This window comes from Flavobacterium enshiense (genome assembly GCF_022836875.1).
Taxonomy (GTDB): domain Bacteria; phylum Bacteroidota; class Bacteroidia; order Flavobacteriales; family Flavobacteriaceae; genus Flavobacterium; species Flavobacterium enshiense_A.
The window spans coordinates 2889943-2910658 of record NZ_CP090376.1 but is presented as its reverse complement, the minus strand read 5'-3'; the positions used below and the strand labels follow the sequence as shown (position 1 = coordinate 2910658).

General features: G+C 36.8%; 20 protein-coding genes. 13 read left to right on the top strand and 7 right to left on the bottom strand.

Annotated features, from left to right (window positions below):
* The first annotated feature begins 88 nt into the window (after nucleotides 1-88).
* The 3 genes from LZF87_RS13250 to LZF87_RS13240 all read left to right on the top strand — a co-directional run bounded on the left by LZF87_RS13250 (nucleotide 89) and on the right by LZF87_RS13240 (nucleotide 1688).
* Nucleotides 89-646: a YeeE/YedE family protein gene (locus LZF87_RS13250; protein ID WP_244339675.1), complete on the top strand. Its 558-nt coding sequence runs from the start codon at nucleotides 89-91 to the stop codon at nucleotides 644-646.
* An 8-nt stretch (nucleotides 647-654) separates the two neighbouring features.
* Entirely contained in the window at nucleotides 655-1077 is a 423-nt protein-coding gene (locus tag LZF87_RS13245; protein ID WP_244339673.1) for a DUF6691 family protein, read from the top strand.
* A 188-nt stretch (nucleotides 1078-1265) separates the two neighbouring features.
* Nucleotides 1266-1688, top strand: a complete 423-nt coding sequence (locus LZF87_RS13240; protein ID WP_244339672.1) for a lipocalin family protein — start codon at nucleotides 1266-1268, stop codon at nucleotides 1686-1688.
* A 55-nt stretch (nucleotides 1689-1743) separates the two neighbouring features.
* On the opposite strand, the gene LZF87_RS13235 is transcribed toward LZF87_RS13240, so the two are convergent.
* Both LZF87_RS13235 and prmA read right to left on the bottom strand, forming a co-directional pair.
* A complete protein-coding gene (locus LZF87_RS13235) occupies nucleotides 1744-2019 on the bottom strand; it encodes an ATP-dependent Clp protease adaptor ClpS (RefSeq protein WP_244339670.1) in 276 nt (91 codons plus the stop codon).
* A gap of 28 nt (nucleotides 2020-2047) precedes the next feature.
* Nucleotides 2048-2884 carry a 50S ribosomal protein L11 methyltransferase gene (prmA, locus tag LZF87_RS13230; protein WP_244339668.1) on the bottom strand — a complete coding sequence of 279 codons (837 nt, stop codon included), beginning with the start codon at nucleotides 2882-2884 and terminating at the stop codon, nucleotides 2048-2050.
* Between the two features lie 283 nt (nucleotides 2885-3167).
* Between prmA and ccsA the strand changes: the two genes are divergently transcribed.
* A complete protein-coding gene (ccsA, locus tag LZF87_RS13225; RefSeq protein WP_244339666.1) occupies nucleotides 3168-6314 on the top strand; it encodes a cytochrome c biogenesis protein CcsA in 3147 nt (1048 codons plus the stop codon).
* Nucleotides 6315-6423: 109 nt separating this feature from the next.
* Nucleotides 6424-7008 (top strand): glutathione peroxidase, encoded by a 585-nt coding sequence (locus LZF87_RS13220; RefSeq protein ID WP_244339665.1) that lies wholly within the window; start codon nucleotides 6424-6426, stop codon nucleotides 7006-7008.
* A gap of 98 nt (nucleotides 7009-7106) precedes the next feature.
* On the opposite strand, the gene LZF87_RS13215 is transcribed toward LZF87_RS13220, so the two are convergent.
* The gene (locus LZF87_RS13215; protein ID WP_244339664.1) at nucleotides 7107-7604 is read right to left on the bottom strand and encodes a GNAT family N-acetyltransferase; all 498 of its coding nucleotides are present in this window, start codon (nucleotides 7602-7604) and stop codon (nucleotides 7107-7109) included.
* A 252-nt stretch (nucleotides 7605-7856) separates the two neighbouring features.
* On the opposite strand from LZF87_RS13215, the gene LZF87_RS13210 reads away from it, so the two are divergent.
* Both LZF87_RS13210 and menD read left to right on the top strand, forming a co-directional pair.
* Nucleotides 7857-8456, top strand: coding sequence for a hypothetical protein (locus LZF87_RS13210; protein WP_244339663.1), 600 nt, complete (start codon nucleotides 7857-7859; stop codon nucleotides 8454-8456).
* A gap of 61 nt (nucleotides 8457-8517) precedes the next feature.
* On the top strand, nucleotides 8518-10188 hold the full coding sequence (gene menD, locus LZF87_RS13205; protein ID WP_244339661.1) for a 2-succinyl-5-enolpyruvyl-6-hydroxy-3-cyclohexene-1-carboxylic-acid synthase: 1671 nt from the start codon (nucleotides 8518-8520) through the stop codon (nucleotides 10186-10188).
* 21 nt (nucleotides 10189-10209) lie between these two features.
* Here menD and LZF87_RS13200 read toward each other — a convergent pair whose 3' ends face one another.
* Complete coding sequence (locus tag LZF87_RS13200; RefSeq protein ID WP_244339660.1) at nucleotides 10210-11742, bottom strand: hypothetical protein; 1533 nt, start codon at nucleotides 11740-11742, stop codon at nucleotides 10210-10212.
* A 110-nt stretch (nucleotides 11743-11852) separates the two neighbouring features.
* Here LZF87_RS13200 and LZF87_RS13195 point away from each other — a divergent pair, with 110 nt between their 5' ends.
* Together LZF87_RS13195 and ygiD are read left to right on the top strand one after the other, a co-directional pair.
* A complete protein-coding gene (locus tag LZF87_RS13195) occupies nucleotides 11853-12698 on the top strand; it encodes a CvfB family protein (protein WP_244339659.1) in 846 nt (281 codons plus the stop codon).
* A gap of 86 nt (nucleotides 12699-12784) precedes the next feature.
* The gene (ygiD, locus tag LZF87_RS13190; RefSeq protein WP_244339658.1) at nucleotides 12785-13663 is read left to right on the top strand and encodes a 4,5-DOPA dioxygenase extradiol; all 879 of its coding nucleotides are present in this window, start codon (nucleotides 12785-12787) and stop codon (nucleotides 13661-13663) included.
* Between the two features lie 71 nt (nucleotides 13664-13734).
* Here ygiD and LZF87_RS13185 read toward each other — a convergent pair whose 3' ends face one another.
* The 3 genes from LZF87_RS13185 to LZF87_RS13175 all read right to left on the bottom strand — a co-directional run bounded on the left by LZF87_RS13185 (nucleotide 13735) and on the right by LZF87_RS13175 (nucleotide 16672).
* A complete protein-coding gene (locus LZF87_RS13185) occupies nucleotides 13735-14919 on the bottom strand; it encodes a serine hydrolase domain-containing protein (protein ID WP_244339656.1) in 1185 nt (394 codons plus the stop codon).
* A gap of 325 nt (nucleotides 14920-15244) precedes the next feature.
* Nucleotides 15245-15442 (bottom strand): hypothetical protein, encoded by a 198-nt coding sequence (locus tag LZF87_RS13180; protein WP_244339654.1) that lies wholly within the window; start codon nucleotides 15440-15442, stop codon nucleotides 15245-15247.
* 111 nt (nucleotides 15443-15553) lie between these two features.
* Nucleotides 15554-16672, bottom strand: a complete 1119-nt coding sequence (locus LZF87_RS13175; protein WP_244339652.1) for a C1 family peptidase — start codon at nucleotides 16670-16672, stop codon at nucleotides 15554-15556.
* 70 nt (nucleotides 16673-16742) lie between these two features.
* On the opposite strand from LZF87_RS13175, the gene LZF87_RS13170 reads away from it, so the two are divergent.
* The 4 genes from LZF87_RS13170 (at nucleotide 16743) to menA (ending at nucleotide 20701) form a co-directional block, all read left to right on the top strand.
* Complete coding sequence (locus LZF87_RS13170; protein WP_023573815.1) at nucleotides 16743-17582, top strand: 1,4-dihydroxy-2-naphthoyl-CoA synthase; 840 nt, start codon at nucleotides 16743-16745, stop codon at nucleotides 17580-17582.
* A 138-nt stretch (nucleotides 17583-17720) separates the two neighbouring features.
* A complete protein-coding gene (locus LZF87_RS13165) occupies nucleotides 17721-18257 on the top strand; it encodes a PH domain-containing protein (RefSeq protein WP_244339651.1) in 537 nt (178 codons plus the stop codon).
* Nucleotides 18250-19764 carry a PH domain-containing protein gene (locus LZF87_RS13160; protein ID WP_244339650.1) on the top strand — a complete coding sequence of 505 codons (1515 nt, stop codon included), beginning with the start codon at nucleotides 18250-18252 and terminating at the stop codon, nucleotides 19762-19764. Before LZF87_RS13165 ends, LZF87_RS13160 begins: the two co-directional genes overlap by 8 nt.
* 43 nt (nucleotides 19765-19807) lie before the next feature.
* Entirely contained in the window at nucleotides 19808-20701 is an 894-nt protein-coding gene (menA, locus tag LZF87_RS13155) for a 1,4-dihydroxy-2-naphthoate octaprenyltransferase (RefSeq protein WP_244339648.1), read from the top strand.
* Nucleotides 20702-20716 lie beyond the last annotated feature (15 nt).

Below are 20716 nucleotides of genomic sequence, written 5' to 3'. Positions count from 1 at the left end.
AGGTTTATTTCATTGTAACGAAAAATATGTAATGTTTGTTACACAAAATTTTTAAGCAATAATTACTTTTGCCAAAAAGAAATAAACTATGTATTCATTTTACGGAACATGGCCCTGGTATATTTCAGGGTTTTTGATAGGAGCAGTAATGCTCACCTTAATCTTCTTCGGAAAGTCTTTTGGAATGTCTTCCAATTTAAGAACACTTTGCACCATGGCAGGTGCAGGTAAAAATGTGGATTTTTTCAAATTCGACTGGCGCGAGCAAAAGTGGAATTTAGCAGTGGTTTTCGGTGCAATTTTGGGAGGGTTCTTCGCAGTTCACTTTTTAAGTGATGGAAGCGGAGTACAGCTGAATCCAAAGACCATAGAACAGTTAGCTGTTATGCATATCGAGGCGCCAAACGGAAAACTGGGGCCTGATACATTATTTAGTTGGGAAGCTTTGAAAAATCCTAAAATGCTTGCTATTCTTTTCTTCGGGGGATTGTTGATTGGTTTTGGTACCCGTTATGCCGGAGGCTGTACTTCCGGTCACGCCATTACCGGGTTAAGTAACCTTCAGAAACCGTCTTTAATAGCTGTTATCGGATTCTTTATCGGAGGGTTGGTTATGGCACATTTTATTTTACCATTAATTTTCTAAGAAAGCATATGAAATTTTTTAATTTAATCAAGTTTGTTCTGGTAGGTTTCGTTTTCGGAATCGTATTGACTAAAGCGGAGGCCGTTTCATGGTACAGAATCTATGAAATGTTTCACTTCCAGTCGTTTCACATGTTCGGAATTATTGGTGTTGCCGTAGTTACCGGTGTTGTGGGTGTTCAGGTTATAAAAAGAAATAATCTTAAGGATATTAAAGGACTTCCGATTGAGATAGCCGATAAAGAGAGAGGATTCGTTCGTTATGTTGTGGGCGGAATTTTATTCGGTTTGGGCTGGGCATTGGTAGGATCTTGTCCGGGACCGATATTCATTCTCCTAGGAGCTGGCTTTTATGGGATTGTAATCGTTTTGGTTGGAGCATTATTGGGAACTTATCTGTATGGTGTTTTCAAGCATAAGTTGCCACATTAATATATGATTCAATTTTTACCAGAGATAAGTAAAATAGTATAATGTATAAAAAGGCCCCGAATAACATTCGGGGCCTTTTTTTGAAAGAAGTTACGATATTTTTTTATATTGTCTAAATCGCAATAAAAATTGGATTTTTCTTATGGTTTTTGTAAATTTATTGTTAAATTTTAAAAACAAATAAGTATATGAAGGATATTTATATTTTATTCGTTTCTGCCTTGGTTTTGGGTTTGTCTTTCGCATCATGTAATGAAGATGATGATTCTTCAAATTCTTCTGCTCAATTGGAAGGTAAATGGATTTTTTCAAAAGAAGGCAGCATTACAGACGGTAATGAAGAGTTATGGGATTATGAAGGAAATGAAGACGGGTGTTCTAAAGATTACATTATGGTCAATTCTAACGGAAGTCTCACTGATGTTGATTACGATTCAACAGACTCCCCTTGTCAAATGTTTACGACCAATGGAACGTGGACTCGCTCAGGTAACAATCTTACAATAAACATAGAGGAGATTAGCTTTACTGGTGAGATTGTAAATTTAACTTCCAGAGAGCTTAAGTTAAAATTTGATAATGTATACATTATCGTTTTTACCAGAGGATAAGTAAAATTATAAAACATAAAAAGCCCCGAATAAAAATTCGGGGCTTTTTTTATTTTTATTGTATCTCAGCACTGAGACCGGCCTCAAGCAGTTTGCTGCACTTAGGTTCTAATTCTTTATAAGAGCCTGTTTTTACACCACATTTACCGGTATAATGAACCAAAATAGCACATTGTTCTGCTTGTAAGGGTTCATGATTACACACATCTATCAGCGTATCAATCACGTGATCGAATGTATTGACATCATCATTAAACAGAATAATTTCGTAATCAGAAGAAAGCAATTCTTCAATCGAAACCTTTTCCAGTACTTTTTCTTTTACACTCATAATCTAATTGTTAGATTGAAATTAACTACTAAATTACATATTTTAGAGCAACCCAATTGTTCTTTTGGAACTTTTTAACATAAGTCAAACCTTTCTCAGTGCAAGAAGCATCTATAACCGAAATATCTTCGTTGTAAAATCCGCTCAGCAATAAAAATCCGCCTTTGTTCAAGCAGTTCACATAGGTTTGCATGTCGTTCAACAAAATGTTTCTGTTGATGTTGGCAATGATCAAATCATATTTTTGCCCCTGATTCAACAGTGAAGCATCACCTTCATAAACCGAAATATGCTGGCAGTTGTTTCTTTCCGCATTTTCAATCGAATTCAGATAACACCAGTTGTCAATGTCAATCGCGTCAATCGGTTTGGCTCCTTTCATTTCTGCTAAAATCGCTAAAATCGCAGTTCCGCAACCCATGTCCAACGTTTTCATATCTGTCACATCCATTTCCAGAAGATGCTGAATCATCATGTGCGTCGTTTCATGATGCCCGGTACCAAAACTCATTTTCGGTTCAATGACGATATCATATTTAGCATCGGTTTTTTCATGAAAAGGTGCACGAACGTGGCAAACCCCGTCAACATCAATAGGATCAAAATTCTTCTCCCATTCTTCATTCCAGTTCACCTGCTCAATTTCTTCAAATGTGTATTCAATCTTAAATTCATCCGAGTGTAAAATCTGAATATCATCTAAAATATGTTCGTTCCAAAGCGCTTTTTGTACGTAAGCCGAAATTCCGTTTTCGGTTTCTATGAAGCTCTCAAATGCTGTTTCACCCAATTCGGCCACTAAAATTTCCGAACCCAGTTCTTTAGGTTCCACCGTAAAATGGTACCCGATATATGCGTTATCCATGATATTTTTTTTGCAAAGTTAGCAATTCCGTGCAGTTTCAATAGCTAGAAACATTAGTTTCCTGTCGTTTTTTGTGTTTGGAAGAGAAAAGGGGAGATGATAATTGTCAGTTGATGTCCCTGGAAATCTGTTTAAGTTTGTGTTAGTATATCTCGTGTTATGATTCTTACCGATAAAGTAAGTTTTTAGCTCAATAATATATTTCTTAAAATTCGTTAAAATGGGGTATCAAAACTTTGTTTTTAAGTATCTTCGCGACAATTTGTAAAAACCGATTTCCGTCATGGATAAAAAAATATTTTCCTTCCTTTTTTCAACCCGTTTAATGGCTGTGTTGTTCATCGCTTTTGCCACAGCAATGGCAGCCGGAACCTTTATCGAAAGTGAATACAATACCGACACTGCTCGTATATTAGTATACAATTCTAAATGGTTTGAAGTAATCATGGTGTTCTTCGTGATTAATTTTATCGGGAACATTAAGCGATACAAACTACTTCAATGGAGTAAATGGGCTTCATTGTTGCTGCATTTGTCTTTTATCCTGATTATAGTAGGTGCCTTTATTACCCGTTACATCAGTTTTGAAGGGATGATGCCTATTCGTGAAGGTCAGGAATCCAATCAGATATTTTCGGATAAAGTCTATTTGAATGTATTCGTTGACGGTGATTATCAAGGCGAAATGAAACGCCGTACTTTCGAAAAACAGTTACTGATGGCACCTATTACCAACAATCATTTTTCAATCCATGAAAATTTTGATGAAATCCCTTTTGAAATTGAATATAAGGATTTCATAATGGGAGCAAAAGAAGAGATTAAGGAAGATCCACAAGGTGTTTTGTATTTAAAAATCGTGGAATCGGGGGATGGAACGCGTCACGAACATTTTATCAAAGAAGGCGAAGTACAAAATATCCATAACGTACTTTTTGCATTCAATAAATTCACGGAAGGCGCCATAAATATTACAAAAATAAGTGAGGCCTACACGATTCAGACTCCATTTGATGGGAACTTTATGCGAATGGCGGATAAGATGCAGGGTACTGTAGAAAAAGATAAAATCCAGCCACTAATGCTGCGTTCACTTTATAACATGGGCGGAACCCAGTTTGTTATTCCGCAGCCGGCCATAAAAGGGAAAATGGTGATGGAATCAAACGGCGATTATAAAGACCAAAAAACAGATGACGCTTTAGTACTGACCGTTAAAAACGAAGGGAAAGAGAAGGAGGTTACGCTTTTGGGATCCAAAGGAAAAATGGGAGAGCCGCAGTCATTTAAGTTAGGAAAGCTAGAATACACTATCATGTACGGAAGTAAGGTTTATGAAACACCTTTCAAAATAAAACTGAATGATTTCATCGCGTCCAAATATCCGGGAACCGAGAAAAGTTATTCGGCTTTCGAAAGTAAGGTAACTGTAGACGATGCGGAGCAAAAAAATAAATTTGACGCCCGTATTTTTATGAACAATATTTTGGATTACAGAGGATATCGTTTCTTTCAGGCTTCTTTCGATCCGGATGAAAAAGGAACGGTTCTTTCCGTAAACCACGATTTCTGGGGAACTTGGATAACTTATGTTGGTTATTTCCTGTTGTTTGCCGGATTACTCGGAATCCTGTTTACCAAAGATTCCCGCTTCGGTGATTTAAAGGATAAACTTAAAAAAGTTAAAGATAAAAAAGCAGCTTTAACAACGATTATCGCGTTGGTTTTCAGTACGGGAATGATGGCACAACATCAGAACGAGCAGAAGATGCCGAACGGAAAACAAATCGATTCGCTGATTTTAAGATACAAAGTTTCGGACGAACATGCAGCTAAATTCGGCAGGTTGATTGTTCAGGATCAAGGAGGACGTATGAAACCGCTCAATACGTTTTCATCGGAATTGTTACGAAAAGTAAGTAAAAGCGATACCTATAAGGGAATGAATTCCGATCAGGTTTTCCTTTCTATGACGCAGTTTCCGCAGGTTTGGTATAATGTGCCGATTATATTTATCAAAAAAGGAAACGACAGTATTCATAATTTGATTGGTGCTGAAAAAGGGGCGAAATATGTTTCCTTGATGAAATTCTTTGATGACAGAGGAAATTATAAATTATCCCCATATTTGGATGAAGCTTATAAAGCACCGGTTCCTAATCAATTTCAGAAGGATTTCATGGAAACGGATAAGAAGGTAAATTTACTGTATTCGGCTTTAAGCGGACAGATTTTAAAAGTATTTCCTATTCCATTCGACAAAAACAACAAGTGGGTCTCACATTTGGAACTCAACGAAGCGCGATTAACAGGAATTGATTCTTTGTTTACAAAAAATGTAATTCCGTTGTATTTGAATTCTTTGGATGAAGTGCCGGTTAAAAAAGATTACAAAGCTGCCGAGATTTTCCTGGACGGATTAATCAAGTTTCAGCAGAAATACGGAAAAGAAGTTTACCCGAGCGAAGAGAAAATCGATTCGGAAATTATGTACAATAAGTACGATATTTTTAAAAAATTGTATTCATGGTATATGATCGCAGGCGTTTTGATGTTCCTGTTTGTGATTATCAAGATTTTTAATTCGGGAAAAATCATCAATGCTTTGGTGAAAGTGAGTCATGTGCTTATCGCAATATTTTTCGTATTGCACACCATCGGGTTAATTGCTCGTTGGTACATTTCCGGTCACGCACCATGGAGTGATGCATACGAATCAATGATTTATGTAGGATGGGCAACCATGCTTTTCGGTTTGGTTTTCGGAAGAAAATCGGAACTGACAGTAGCTTCAACCGCATTCGTAGCAGCGATGATCTTAATGATTGCGCACTGGAACTGGATGGACCCAGCCATTGCAAACCTGCAGCCGGTACTTAATTCGTACTGGTTAATGATTCACGTGGCTGTTATTGTAGCTAGTTATGGGCCGTTCACCCTGGGAATGATTTTAGGGATCGTTTCATTGCTACTGATCTTGCTGACCAATAAAAAGAACAAAGAAAAAATGGATCTTAATATCAGGGAGATTACCATTATCAACGAAATGGCGTTAACAGTAGGCTTGGTGATGCTGACAATCGGTAACTTCTTGGGAGGCCAATGGGCTAACGAAAGCTGGGGACGTTACTGGGGATGGGATCCGAAAGAAACGTGGGCTTTAATCAGTATCATGGTGTATGCTTTTGTAATTCACATGCGTTTCGTTCCGGCATTAAGAGGGAAGTGGATTTTCAACCTAATCAGCGTTTTTGCTTTTTATTCGATTATGATGACGTATTTCGGAGTGAATTTCTATTTAACAGGACTGCATTCTTATGCAAAAGGAGATAAAGTGGTGACACCGGATTTCGTTTATGTTTCAGTTGCACTTGTTTCATTACTCGGAATTGCTTCGTATTTTCAGTATAGAAAATACTACAAGAAATAGAATGAAAAACCCATGATCAAGAGATTGTGGGTTTTTTGTTAACAAAAATTTACAGCGGTAAAGTATTTGAAAACCGTCAATTTGATTAATTTTATAAAAAATAGAATTTATGAAAAACTTAATTATAGCTATCGGCTTGTTGTTTATTCCGGTTTGTTACGGACAAAAACAAACAAATAAAACGACGGAAAAAGCAGAAAAAAACAAAATCATGAAACAGAATATTTATCAGTTTAAAGTAGAAGATATCGAAGGAAATACTTTTGATTTCGCTACCTTAAAAGGAAAGAAAATCATGGTGGTGAATACCGCTTCCGAATGCGGACTGACACCACAGTATGAGCAATTGCAAAAAATATATTCCACATATAAAGCACTTGGTTTTGAAATTGTTGGATTTCCAGCCAATAATTTTGGAGCCCAGGAACCGGGAAACAACAATGAGATCAAAACATTCTGCACGAAGAATTATGGAGTCACTTTCCCAATGATGGCAAAAATTTCGGTTAAGGGAGGCGATATGCACCCATTGTATCATTTTTTGACCGAGAAAGCTAAAAACGGTTTGGAAGACAGTCAGGTAGAATGGAACTTCCAAAAATACCTGATTGACGAAAAAGGCGAACTTGTGAATGTGATCAGTCCGAGAGTATTACCGGATAATCAGGAAATAGTCGATTGGATAAAAGGATAATGTCTTAGTAAGATAATAATAAATAAAAAAAGCCAAAATTGAATAGTCAGTTTTGGCTTTTTTTATTGTATTGCCGATTTAAATTTCGGCAAAGCTACTTATCGTAAAATGAGTTCCACGAATACGGAATCCAGCCAACGGTCAAATTTAAAACCGGTTTCTTTAAGTTGTCCTGCTCTTTTAAAACCTTGTCGTTCATGAAAAGAAATGCTCCCGATGTTTTCGGAATCAATAACGCCAATCATCGCATGCATTTTCTGCAATTTCGCCATTTCTATTAATTCTTTCAGAAGGGTTGAGCCAATTCCATTTCCGGTATAATCCTTATGGACATATACAGAATGTTCAACAGTAAATTTATAAGCTTCTTTAAACCGGAACGGTCCATAGGTCCCGAAACCAACAATTGCATTGTTTTTTTCGGCAACGATAAAAGGAAAATTATGGTCCTTTTTGTCTTTGAAAATAGAAACCTGCTGTCCCAGTGTTCTGGGTTCATAATCATAAATTGAGGTTGAATTCAAAATCTCATGATTGACAATCTCCAAAACGGAAGTCATGTCTTCAACGGTTGCGGGACGGATACTAATGCTCATTTTGCTTGGTTTTACCTATCAAATTTAACGAATATTATGTACAACTCAAAAGAAAGAAAACTATAAGTAAGTATAAGCGTGGAGTTATGGCTGATGTTTTTTTAACAAAAACGATTTATATCTGTTATTGTTTAACAATTTATTGCTATTTTTAGTATAAAATGTTAATGAACAAGGAATTTGAAAAACATTACTAAGATACTTTTGTTTCTTTATTTTCTGAATCTTTTCCTGTACAGCTTGTTTTCTTTGATGAGCATTCAGGAAATGACAGATGTTTTTTGGTTTATCAGGATTCCGATTTTACTAATTCTGTATTTGGTAACTTCGATAAAGAGGAACCCTCTTTATATCATTGGATTGGCGTTGTATCAATGTGCGTCTGTCTTTTTTTATTTTGATACGCCTGAATCTTTTATTTATGCGACTTTTTCATCTTTACTTTTTAAACTGTGTCTGGTTTTGCTGATTTTGAGTTTGGTTACGCGAGAAAACTACAAAGCCGTAGGTATAGCTTTTATTCCTTTCTTTGTCATCTATCTTTATATAATCGAAATTGTAGTGTCATTTCTTGGTGATACTTATTATATATGGATTTTAAATGCTTTTTTAACTTCGTTCATAGGAGGAGTTGCCATTATTAACTATGTAAATAATTCTGGGCAAAAAAACTTCTGGCTGCTTATCAGTTCCATTTTGTTTATTATTCAGATAGCAGCATTTTTCATCAATAAATTTTATATTAAAAACGAAGACATTTACCAAATGGTGATTTTGTCTTACGGTATTTCACATTTCACATTTTACAAATTCATGATAATTCACGAAGAAGAAAAACTGCTTTCCAGATAACAGATATTGTATTTTTCCAGCATCTTAATATTTGTATCTTTGTGACTTAGCAGTCTTAAAAATGATTTACCCAAAAATACCTTTAGCTCAAAGTTTAATCGAAATCTGTAAAGCTAAAGACCTTCTCGATGTTGTGATTTCACCTGGATCCAGAAACGCCCCGTTAACCATTGGGTTTGCCAGTAATCCCGAATTTAATTGTTACAGTATTGCTGACGAACGTTGTGCAGCTTTTTTTGCGATGGGAATGGCACAGCAAAAGCAAAAACCCGTGGCTTTAGTCTGCACGTCCGGTTCAGCATTACTTAATTATTATCCCGCCGTGGCAGAAGCGTTTTACAGTCAGATTCCTCTGGTTGTGATTTCTGCCGACCGTCCGCAAAGTAAAATTGACATAGGTGACGGACAAACCATTCGCCAGGAAAATGTTTTTCAAAATCATATTCTTTTTAATGCTAATTTAAGTGAAGAAGCTTCAGAAGAAAACGATCTGAAAATCAATCAGGCAATTAATGAAGCAACAGCACAAAAAGGTCCTGTTCATATTAATGCACCTTTTGAAGAGCCTTTATATGAAACGGTCAGCGAGCTTACGGTGCACCCGGTAGGGGTCGATTATAAAACAGATGAAAAGCAATTGCCTAATCTGAATGTTTTCGCAAATCAATGGAATGCTGCTAAAAAGAAACTGATCCTTATCGGCGTGAATAATCCAAATGAAATCGATGTAGCTGTTTTAAATCGGTTGGCAAATGATCCTTCAGTTGTGGTTATGACCGAAGTGACCTCGAATGTCCATCACCCTGATTTTATCCCCAATATAGACACTATTATCACCCCTTTTACTGATGAGGATTTCAAAGCTTTTCAGCCTGAAATTCTTGTTTCCATTGGTGGAATGATAGTTTCAAAACGAATCAAAGCATTTATTCGGAAGTACAAACCCAAAGAACATTGGCATGTTGATACCCATAGGGCTTATGATACTTTCGGATGTTTGACACAGCATTTTGAAGTGAGCCCCAATGTGTTTTTCAATGAATTTCTTTCCATGGTGAATCCAACAGAAAGCGATTACAGACAGAACGCAATGAATTTAAAAGCGTTGCGAAAAAAAATGCACGGAAAGTACTTGAAAACAATACCGTTTTCGGATATGAAAGTATTTGAAAAAATTCTTCCGATGCTAGCAGAAAACAGCCAGTTGCAAATAAGCAACAGTTCACCGATTCGTTATGCTCAGTTGTTTGATATACATCCAAGCATCGAAGTTTTTTGTAACAGAGGAACGAGTGGTATAGATGGAAGTACAACTACAGCGATTGGAGCGGCTTTGGCGTCCGGAAAACCGACAGTCATGATTACAGGTGATGTGAGTTTCTTTTACGACAGCAATGCGCTTTGGAACAGTTATATTCCGCAAAATTTTAAAATCATCCTGATTAACAATCATGGAGGTGGAATTTTCAGGATTTTGCCAGGGCATCAGGAAACAGCTGTTTTCAATACTTTCTTTGAAACAACACATTCCTTAACAGCAGAGCATCTGGCTAAAATGTACCGTTTTGACTATTTCAAATGCAGTAGTGAATCGGAATTGAACGTAGAAATGAATATGTTTTCGGCTGCTGAAAAACCATCGATAATTGAAATTTTCACTCCAACGGAAGTTAACAATCAGGTTTTGTTGAGTTATTTTAAAAATTTAGTACCGCAGGAGATTTATAAATAATACCGGAAAATTAAAGATGTGTTAGTTTACAATTTTGTTTTCAAGTATTTTTCCGTCTTCATCAAAGACCATCAATCTTATTTTTGAGTTGGACAATGTCACGGAAAACGTTTCATTTTTTTCCAATAAATAACATCTGTAAGGTACTTTTTTCGAATAATCTGTTGATTTTAGCAGTTCTTCATCGAAATACAATGTTGCCTGAACATTTTTGGAATGGTTGTTTTTATAGCTGAAATTGCCTTTGTTTTCTTTAAATGAAAGGCTGTTAATGATTTTGTAATCCGTGGTTTGGTATTTTTTGTCCAAATCAACGCTTTTTAATAGAGTTATAGATTCCGTTAAGTTTGAATAAGAATTTAAGTCGGTTTGCGAAAAAGTAATGGGATTTATTCCAAACTTCTCTTTAAAAATGGCTGCCATCCATTTTTTGTCTTTGGAATCAGGCTCTTCCATGATATGTGAAATCCCTGCCAATACTACTACTCTGGCATTATTGTCTCTGGCAAAAGTGGCGTTGTAAAGGTTCTCAGCTTGACCGGTTTCCCTGTCTTTTGCCTTATCAAAGTTCTCATAAGTTACAAAGTGAAAACCTAATGCCTGAGCCGTTCGGATAAGTTCAGCATAATGTTGTTCGCGTGTATAAAAACCGCTTTCCATATCCAGTTTGCCACCATTGTTTAAAATGCTGTCCTGTTTTTCAGCCAAGGTTTCCAGTGCAATGTAGCTGAAGCCTGTTTTTTTTAGTTCCGGCAGCAGTTGCGTCACAAGGATTCTGTGGTTCGGATAAAAATGATTTTCATTAAACATGATTATCTTTTCATCCTTTGCAATTTCCAGGATTTCTCTTTCGACATTTCGTAATCCGTTGATGTATTTTTGTTTTATTAGCGCAGCAATTGTGTCATTGGTTTTGTTTGGGCTCCATTGTTTTATGAGTTTATTATAAGTATTGTTTTGTCCTAGAAAGGAAGCAAAAGTAAGCTGCATTTGTAGTTTGTTCCAGTTTTCCGCTTTTGTGTATGAAGGATAATTGTTGAATTCGGTTAAGCCTTTCAGGAACTGGTTGGATGATTTATTGGAACGGATAATGTCAAAAAGGGACGGGAGTTTTTTTGTGTAATCGTTTCCGGAGACGATTTTTTTGGATAACATGCTGAAGTCATTCGCTGGATTATATTTGTCCAACGAAATTCCAATGAAAGTAAATTTGTGATTATTAATTAAAGTGTCTTTCTGGAAATAATGATCATTCTTTTTTAAAGTCTTTTTGGAATCAACCAGAATGTAGTATTCATAAATTGGGTCGATCCAGGTTTTGCCGTATAACAAAATATTGTCAAAGGGGATTTTGACGGTTTTCAAATGTTTTTTTAATGCGGGTTTATCTTTAATAAAATTTACATCCCCATAGGATTCATGCGAAAATTGAAGGTTGTCATTTATTACGGAATTATTTTCGTTGATGTATTTGTTCGATTCAAAATAGGGGCTGATCTTACTAGTACAGCTGTTGAGCAAAATTATAACTATAAAAAGACTTAATTTTTTCATAGTATAAAAGTACTATTTTTCTTCTAAACTAAATATATTGACGTTTATTGTTTCTTGAAATCAGATGTTAAAACTAGTTTGTATCTTTGCAAACCAGATATATTAGAGAAATGATTGAAATAGGAAAATACAATACGCTTACAATATTAAGAGATACGAAGGTTGGTTTGTTTCTTGGTAACCCTGAAGCCGACCCTGAAGGCATTCACGACATACTGCTGCCAAACAAATACGTTCCCAACGATTTTAAAATTGGTGATGAAATTGCGGTTTTTGTTTACCTCGATCATGAGGAACGTCCTGTTGCCACTACATTGGAACCGTATATTTTCCTTAATGAATTCGCTTTGCTTAGGGTGAATTACACCAATAAATTCGGTGCCTTCATGAATTGGGGAATGGAAAAGGATTTGTTCGTCCCATTCAAAGAGCAGGCACGTCCGATGGAGCAGGGGAAACGCTATTTGGTGTACATGTATTTGGACGAAAAGACCAAACGGCTGGTCGGTTCCAGTAAAACCAATCAATTCCTCGACAATAAAGATATTACAGTTAACGTAGGCGATGAGGTTGATTTGATTGTTTCTCATATCACGGAAGTCGGAATCAATGTAATCATCAACGAAAAACACAAAGGACTTTTATATACGAACGAAGTTTTTGAAGATTTACGCACCGGTGACCGAATTGTAGGATTCATAAAAACTATCCGCCCTGATGGTAAAATAGATGTATCCCGCCAGCCTTTCGGTATGGAGCGCATCGATGCTTCTGCCCAAGCCATTCTGGATGAATTGAAAGCCAGCCGCGGTTTTCTTCGTTTAAACGATGATTCCCATCCGGAAGATATCAAAACGGTGCTAAAAATGAGCAAAAAAACGTTTAAGAAAGCCATCGGAACGCTTTACAAACAAAAACTCATTGATATTAAGGAAGACGGTATCTACTTGTTGTAAATCAATCTCTAGCTGTTAAAATTGCTTAAAAACTAGTTTCAGTATGTTTTTATTATTACATTTGTATATACAATTATTGTATAGTAATGAAAAGAGATGAGTTTATAAAAACAATAATAGGAGGAGCGGCTATGGCAACGTTACAACCATTTTATAATTGGACAAAAGAGTTAAGCGAAGAAGATACAAAACTTCCGGTTTTGTTTATTGGTCACGGTTCTCCGATGAACGGAATCGAAGACAATCAGTTTTCGCAAACCTGGAGAGCAATGGGGCAGAAAATTGAGAAACCAAAGGCGGTTTTGGTGATTTCGGCGCATTGGTTAACTAGGGGAACTCATATTACAGCCATGAACCAGCCTAAGACGATTCATGATTTCGGTGGGTTTCCTCAGGAGCTTTTCGAGGTACAATATCCGGCACCCGGAAATCCGGAACTGGCTCTGGCAACAAAACAATTAATTACAAAAACCGATGTTGGTTTAGATCATGATTGGGGTTTGGACCACGGGACATGGACTGTAGTTCGTCATATGTACCCTGATGCGGATATTCCGGTATTGCAACTAAGTATCGATTACAGCAAGCCCGCGGAATATCATTATGAATTGGCAAAACAATTGGCATCGCTTCGCAAAAAAGGAGTGTTGATCATAGGAAGCGGAAACATGGTACACAATCTGAGAATGGTGGCTTGGGACAAGTTGAACGAACCCGAATATGGTTTTGACTGGGCAACTGAAATGAATACGATTTTCAAAAGTAAAATTGCCGACGGAAATCACAAAGCCTTAATCGACTATGAGACTTTGCACAAAGCGGCAAAATTGGCGATTCCAACCCCAGATCATTATTATCCGATGCTGTATTCATTAGCGTTGCAGGATAATAATGACGGTATCAGTTTCTTTAACGATAAAGCCGTTGGTGGCTCGCTTACAATGACTTCGGTAAAAATAGGTTAATACTTTAAAAAAAAACAGGGAACAAAATGTTCCCTGTTTTTTTTTAAAGTATTTGTTTTCTTCTATGATGATTATTCTGCACCAATATCTTCTTTAAATTTAAAAGGATAATCACCAAAATGAGCAGCCAGTTTTTTGGTCTTATACGTTTTGTGTGTGTATTTATTGGAAAGTGCAATGATAGTCACATTTTCTTTTCGTAAGGTTACTAAAGAAGAAGTGTTACCGTGCCACCAGCCGTTGTGGAAGAAATATTTCTGTCCGGTTTCAAATTCCAGCATACGGATTCCAAGTCCGTAATTGCGTTGTCCTTTGGTTTCATAACTGTAACCTTTGAACATTTCGGCTTTCATTTTTTTGCTTAAGAATGCATCGGAATACGTAGCAGTTTCAAATTTCAGTAAGTCTCTCGGCGTAGAGTAAATATTTTTATCTCCGTATACCTGATCCAAAAATTCAAAGGCTAGTCGTAAATAATTGTTTTTGTACGATTGGCTAACCTCGTCTTTCTTTTTTAAATCGTCAAAAACAAAAGTGTTTTTCATCCCAAGTGGTTTGAAAATCATTTCGTTCATCGCAACAGAGTATTTTTTGTTGGTTGCCTTTTCAATAATTAATGCCAATAAAGCATAATTAGTGTTGCAGTAACCAAAACGTGTTCCTGGTCTTGATTCCAATCCGATTGGTTTCGTAGCCAAAAGGTTTAAAACATCCTGATTGGTCAATGTTTGTTTTTTGTTCCAAACGCCCTTATCATCTGTAAAGTAAGCATAGTTACGCAAGCCACTTCGATGGTTTAATAGCATGCGGACAGTTGTTTCCTTGTGAGGAAAACTCGGAAGATAGTTTTTTACACTGTTATCCAGTTTTATTTTGCCTTCGTCAACCAGTTTTAAAACACAAACGGCCGTCAGTGTTTTACTTACCGAGGCAATGTGAATAGGTTTATCAGCAGTGATTTTATCGCCTTTTTCTTTATAGGCATAACCACTGTAGTTCTCATAAATGATCTGTCCGTTTTTAGCAACTAAAAATCCGCCACTGAAATCTTTGGGATTATAGTGTTTGTTGTAGAAGTTTTCTACAAAGGCTCTTTCTTTTTCAGTGTATCTTGTATCTAATTTTGGAAAACTGACTTCGTATTTTTCGGCTAAAAGGACAGTGTCATTTTGATTGTTGCCTTTTTTTCCGTCTTTTCCATTGCAACTGAAAAATAAAAAAAGTGAAAGTATAGGGATATATCTTGAAATCTTCATTGTAATTATTGGTAAAGGGCAAATATAAATAACCCGAGCTATTTACAAAATCCCAAAACGAATTAAATTTGTTAAAAGTCACAATTTGTTAAAAGTCACTCTAGGGACACTGATTTTGATATAACAAAAAGGCTAACCTTTTGGGTTAGCCTCATTGTTTTTATTAAAATAAATTCTAACAATTGCATCAGCTGAAAAATAGCGCTGAACTTCAATTGTTTTAAAATTTCTTTGTCTTTAAGCAGAGAGTTAAAACTTCATCTCATTAATCCGACATTCGCGTCATTACCTATGGGTTTATGAAAACGTCTTCTAAAGAATTGACTTATTTCTTAGTCAGTGTATCTCCCTCAACTTCCACAGGTGCTACTTCATCAGTTTTAATGCTGTCAGTTGCAACCGAATCTACCTGCTCTTCCATAACTGCTTCAGTTGTTTCCTCAGGTTTAACTTCGGAATCTTTTTTACAACTTGTAAATAATACTACAGATAAAAGAGCGACAAAAATTACAGATTTTTTCAAAGAATAACTTTTTTAATTTATAAATCAGTGAACTAACTTCTTGTGAAAGAAGTACTTAAAATTACGAAATTTATAATTATCTTCTTTAAAAATATGCTTCTTTTTTTTCACTTAAACACCTAAATTTTTTGCAGTGTTTTTCTGTAAAGCATCCTTGTGTACCAGGACAGAAATTGCTTTCAATTTCATGTAAGCGACACTCATATATACATAACCGCCGTTGGCCACTCGTTTTTCATCCGTTCCCCAGGAGTTTTTTACTTTATAGTAAATGTTGCCTTTTTGATCTTTCATTTTTCCAACGATATGCATCAAATGATCGTCAGTAGTGGTTAAGTTTTCAAATTCCTGTTGACGGAATTCAGGCGTAATGTTTTTCTCGGCTTTTATCTCAGTTAAAATGATTTTAGCATCCTCATCACTGGCAGGGATAACTGCAACTCCACTTTTTCCTGAAAAAGTAGGCTCGCTAACGTCGCAATCCAATTCAACCGTATAACCTTTTGCCAAAGCATTATCGATAGTTTCCATAAATTCATTTAACGGAAGATTGTAAAAACTTCCATTTGAAAAATTGTCCGGAATATTTAAAATGAATGATTTGTAATTAGGAACATGCGTAAACGAAGTAACCGTTACATAATCCTTCGGGTTTATTTTTGCCATCGCCATGAAACTTTGCGGCGTGTATTTTTTTCCTTCAAAAGTAAATTCCGAAGGGTTTTTCCCGATATACACATCCAACATCGCATCGATTGCTTTTTTCCAGCTGGGCGATAGTTTTTTTGCAGGATTGTCTACGTAGGTTTTCAGCATACTTTCAATAACGGCAACCATTTCAGTGTGGTTATGATTCTCGGACATGCCATTCAAACCGCTGTAAACTGAATTGGGAACCAAACCATAATCCGCTGCCGAATTAATAACATCATGTGCTAATCCTCCTTCGCCAAATTGCGATTTCCCTTGACGCATCACATAATTTTCTGCTTTTTTAGGATAGGTGTTTCGCACCTGATACATTTCCGAAAGATCGATTTTCTTCCCCGTCAGACGGATGATTTCTGATTCTAAAAATGAAGATGTCGAAAAACTCCAGCAGGTTCCTGTTTGTCCCTGACTGATAACCGGTAACGTTTCTAAATCAGTAACCGTTTGGAATTCATATTTTTGAGCATTTGCGGCGAAAATCAAACCTAATAAAGCGGCTGAAACAAATATTTTTTTCATTGTTTTTAATTTTTTGAAAGCGCAATATAATGCAAAAAATGATTTATTTTTACGTTTTAAATTTGAAAACATGAGTGCAATTAACTGGAAGACAGTAAAAGAATTTGAAGATATAACCTATAAGAAATGCGACGGGGTGGCAAGAATTGCTTTTAACCGCCCGGATATCCGCAATGCGTTCCGACCAAAAACAACGAAAGAACTTTTAGAGGCATTCCACGATGCGCATGAAGATACTTCTATCGGAGTGGTTTTGCTTTCGGCAGAAGGACCTTCGTCTAAAGATGGCATCTGGTCATTCTGCAGTGGTGGAGACCAAAAAGCGCGTGGTTATCAGGGTTATGTAGGAGATGATGGTTATCACCGATTAAACATTCTGGAAGTACAGCGCCTGATTCGTTTTATGCCGAAAGTGGTTATTGCCGTTGTTCCGGGTTGGGCTGTTGGAGGCGGACACAGTTTGCATGTGGTTTGCGATTTGACGCTGGCAAGTAAGGAACACGCTATTTTCAAACAAACCGATGCTGATGTAACCAGTTTCGACGGAGGCTATGGATCGGCTTACCTTGCAAAAATGGTCGGACAGAAAAAAGCCCGTGAAATTTTCTTTTTAGGCAGAAATTATTCTGCTCAGGACGCTTACGAAATGGGAATGGTAAATGCTGTTATTCCTCATGCTGAATTGGAAGATACAGCGTATCAGTGGGCACAGGAAATCCTTGAAAAATCGCCTATTTCCATCAAAATGCTGAAATTCGCCATGAACCTTACCGACGACGGTATGGTAGGTCAGCAGGTTTTCGCCGGTGAAGCTACTCGTTTAGCTTATATGTCGGATGAAGCAATCGAAGGTCGTAATGCGTTCCTTGAAAAACGCAAACCTAATTTTGAGAAGAAATACATTCCTTAATAGAGAGTGAAAAGAGGAAAGGGAAAAGGGAAAAGGGAAACTTTACGGATTATCCTGCTTATCCCTAACAACTTATTTCTTTCAACTTATGCCTTATCCCTCACAACCTATCCCTTGTGATTTAAAAAATGATCAAAATTGAATTTTACCAACGAAACCATAAATATCACGGAACTTCCCAAATTTGAGGAAGTTTCGTTTTTACCGCTGCATAAGGATTATTGGAAAATCATCCTTATCGGTAATTTCATTTTCCTTTCGGTGATGAGCCTGGGGCTGGGAATCTTTTTGTTTTTTAATGAAAAAGCCCAGGGATACTGGTATTTGTTTTACGCTGCTGCCTTTCTTTTGTTTTTACTTTCTGTCGGATTCGGTAAGCTTAGTTTTAAAAAACGAGGCTTTGCTTTTCGCCAGCATGATGTATTGTACAAAAGCGGAGTAATTGCAGAAACGACGACGATTATTCCTTACAGCCGTGTACAGCACGTTGCTTTGCATGAAGGTTTCATAGCGCGTCAGTTCGGTTTAGCATCAATCCAGATTTTTACTGCAGGCGGTGGTGACAGCGATATCGAAATTCCCGGAATCGAAAAAGACAGGGCACAAAACATCAAGCAATTACTGATGTCAAAACTAACCTCTGACATGACTAATACTGCTGTTGAGAATGAGTAGTTCCGACTTTAATCACCCGCAAAGACAATCCTTAATTGGTGTTTTGGTAATGTTTGCCGATACACTCCGAAAGATAGTCCGCGCTTTGTGGCCTCTTTTGGTGGTTTGGTTATTTAAGTTCAACGAAATGAACAAACTGTATTTGGGCTTAGGGGTTATCGTAGTAGTTTCGGTAGTAGGGATTATTGCCTATCTGCAGTACCTCAATTTTACTTTCCACATAGATGAAGAAAACGACGAATTCATTATTCATGAAGGGGTTTTGAATAAGTCTAAAATAGCGATCCAACTGCATAAAATCCAGCAGGTAAATATCAGTCAGTCCTTTGTTCAGAAGATTATCGGCGTCCATGCATTAGATATCGACACTGCCGGAAGTACTAAAAAGGAAGTTTCCATTCGCGCTATTTCACATGATCTTGCCGTTGCTTTAAGAACAAAATTGCTTAGTGAGGTCAGCAGCGTTTCCGAAGTCACGACATTATTGGAATCTGTTAATGAAGAAACCGAAAAACCTTTCATTGCGATAAGTTTTTTGAGTCTGGTAAAAATCGGAATCACGTCCAATTATGTTCGAAGTTTCGGTTTATTGACGGCTTTTTTCTTTACGGTTTACGAAAATGTTCAGAACGTGGCCCGCAATTCCCACGCACTGGATCAAATGGATGCTGAAATTGAAAGCTACATTAATAGGAATATGGCATTGTATTCGGCAACGATATTAATTGGCATCGTATTTTTTGCAATTCTTGTCATCAATCTGTTTCGTACGATTATTAAATATTTCGATTTTAAAATCACAAAAAAAAGCCGCTCTTTATTGCTTTCGTACGGTCTGTTATCTACTAAAAACACCATCATAAAACCGAATAAGGTTCAAATTGTGGCATTGAGTCAGAACTGGCTCCAAAAGAAAATGGATGTGCTGAGCTTAAAAATCAAGCAGGCATCGGGCAGTGAAACGGAAAAAGAAAACAGGAAATCAGCCATCGAAATTCCGGGCTGTGATGAGGTTGAAAGAGAAGCCATTCTGAAGCTTTTATTTGGACAAATTCCGGAAAAAGGAGTGATGTTAAAACCCAATATCCGAAAATTATTGTTTCCGTCCTTCTTTTTGATTATCCTGCCGGTTTCCATAGTTTTTGGTTACGGATTTATCATAGACAATAAAGTGTTTGATTATATTTTAATCCTGCCTTTTTATCTGGCCTTTGTCGGATTGTTGCTTTACTTCGGATTCAGGAATTACCGTTTGTTTATAAATCAGCAGTACATTATCAGACAAAGCGGTGCTTGGGATGTCGACAACGAAATAATTGAGCCTCACAAGATTCAGGCTATAAAAGTCAGTCAGTTTTTCTGGCATAAACGCGCCAATGTAGGAAGCGTTACCATCACAACTGCTGGCGGGGATTTGTCCTTTTACTTAGGGAATTTTTCCAAAATTAAAGAACTGGTGAACACGTGGCTGTATCAGGTGGAAACCACAAAGGAAAACTGGATGTGATGCTGGTTTTAAATTATAAAATAAAGAATTTGAATTATTATAAATGAAAAAATGGATACAGGCCGCAAGGCTTAGAACGTTGCCGTTATCGGTTTCGGGAATAATTGTAGGAAGTGCTTATGCTTATTTTCAGGGGTTTGAAAATTTGCTGATTATTGTTTTTGCTTTGTTAACAACTTTAGGATTTCAGGTGCTTTCCAATTTTGCCAACGATTATGGCGATGGCGTAAAAGGAACAGACAATGAAAACAGGGTAGGGCCACAGCGAGCCATTCAAAGCGGAGCCATTTCGGTGGATCAAATGAAAAAGGCAATCATTATTACAGCAGTTTTGTCGCTGATTTCAGCAGTGACGCTGATTTACATTTCCTTCGGAAAAGAAAATTTCGGTTATTCGTTGTTGTTTTTCTTTTTGGGAATCGCTTCAATAATCGCAGCCATTAAATATACAGTTGGAAAAGGTGCTTACGGTTACAGCGGATTCGGAGATGTTTTCGTTTTTATTTTCTTCGGATTGGTAAGTGTATTGGGTTCTAACTTCCTTTTCACAAAACAATTTGACTGGATTCTTATTTTACCGGCCGTTGCTGTCGGTTTGCTGAGTGTGGCGGTTTTAAACCTGAACAACATGCGCGACATCGAAAACGACAGAAACTCGGGAAAGAAAACGATAGTGGTAAAAATGGGATTGCAGACTGCGAAATACTATCATTACACAATAGTGGTTATGGCAGTTTTAGCAACCGTTGTTTTTTCTTTTTTGGTTGAAATAAGCTATTTCGCGGCTTTGTTTATTGCCATTTTGATGTTCCGACATTTGAAAACGGTTCAGACGGCAAAAACGTACACCGATTTTGATCCGGAACTGAAAAAAGTAGCTCTTGGAACATTTGCTTTGGCAATTCTCCTTTCATTAACTTTGGTATTCTTCTACTAATCAAAAAATATATAA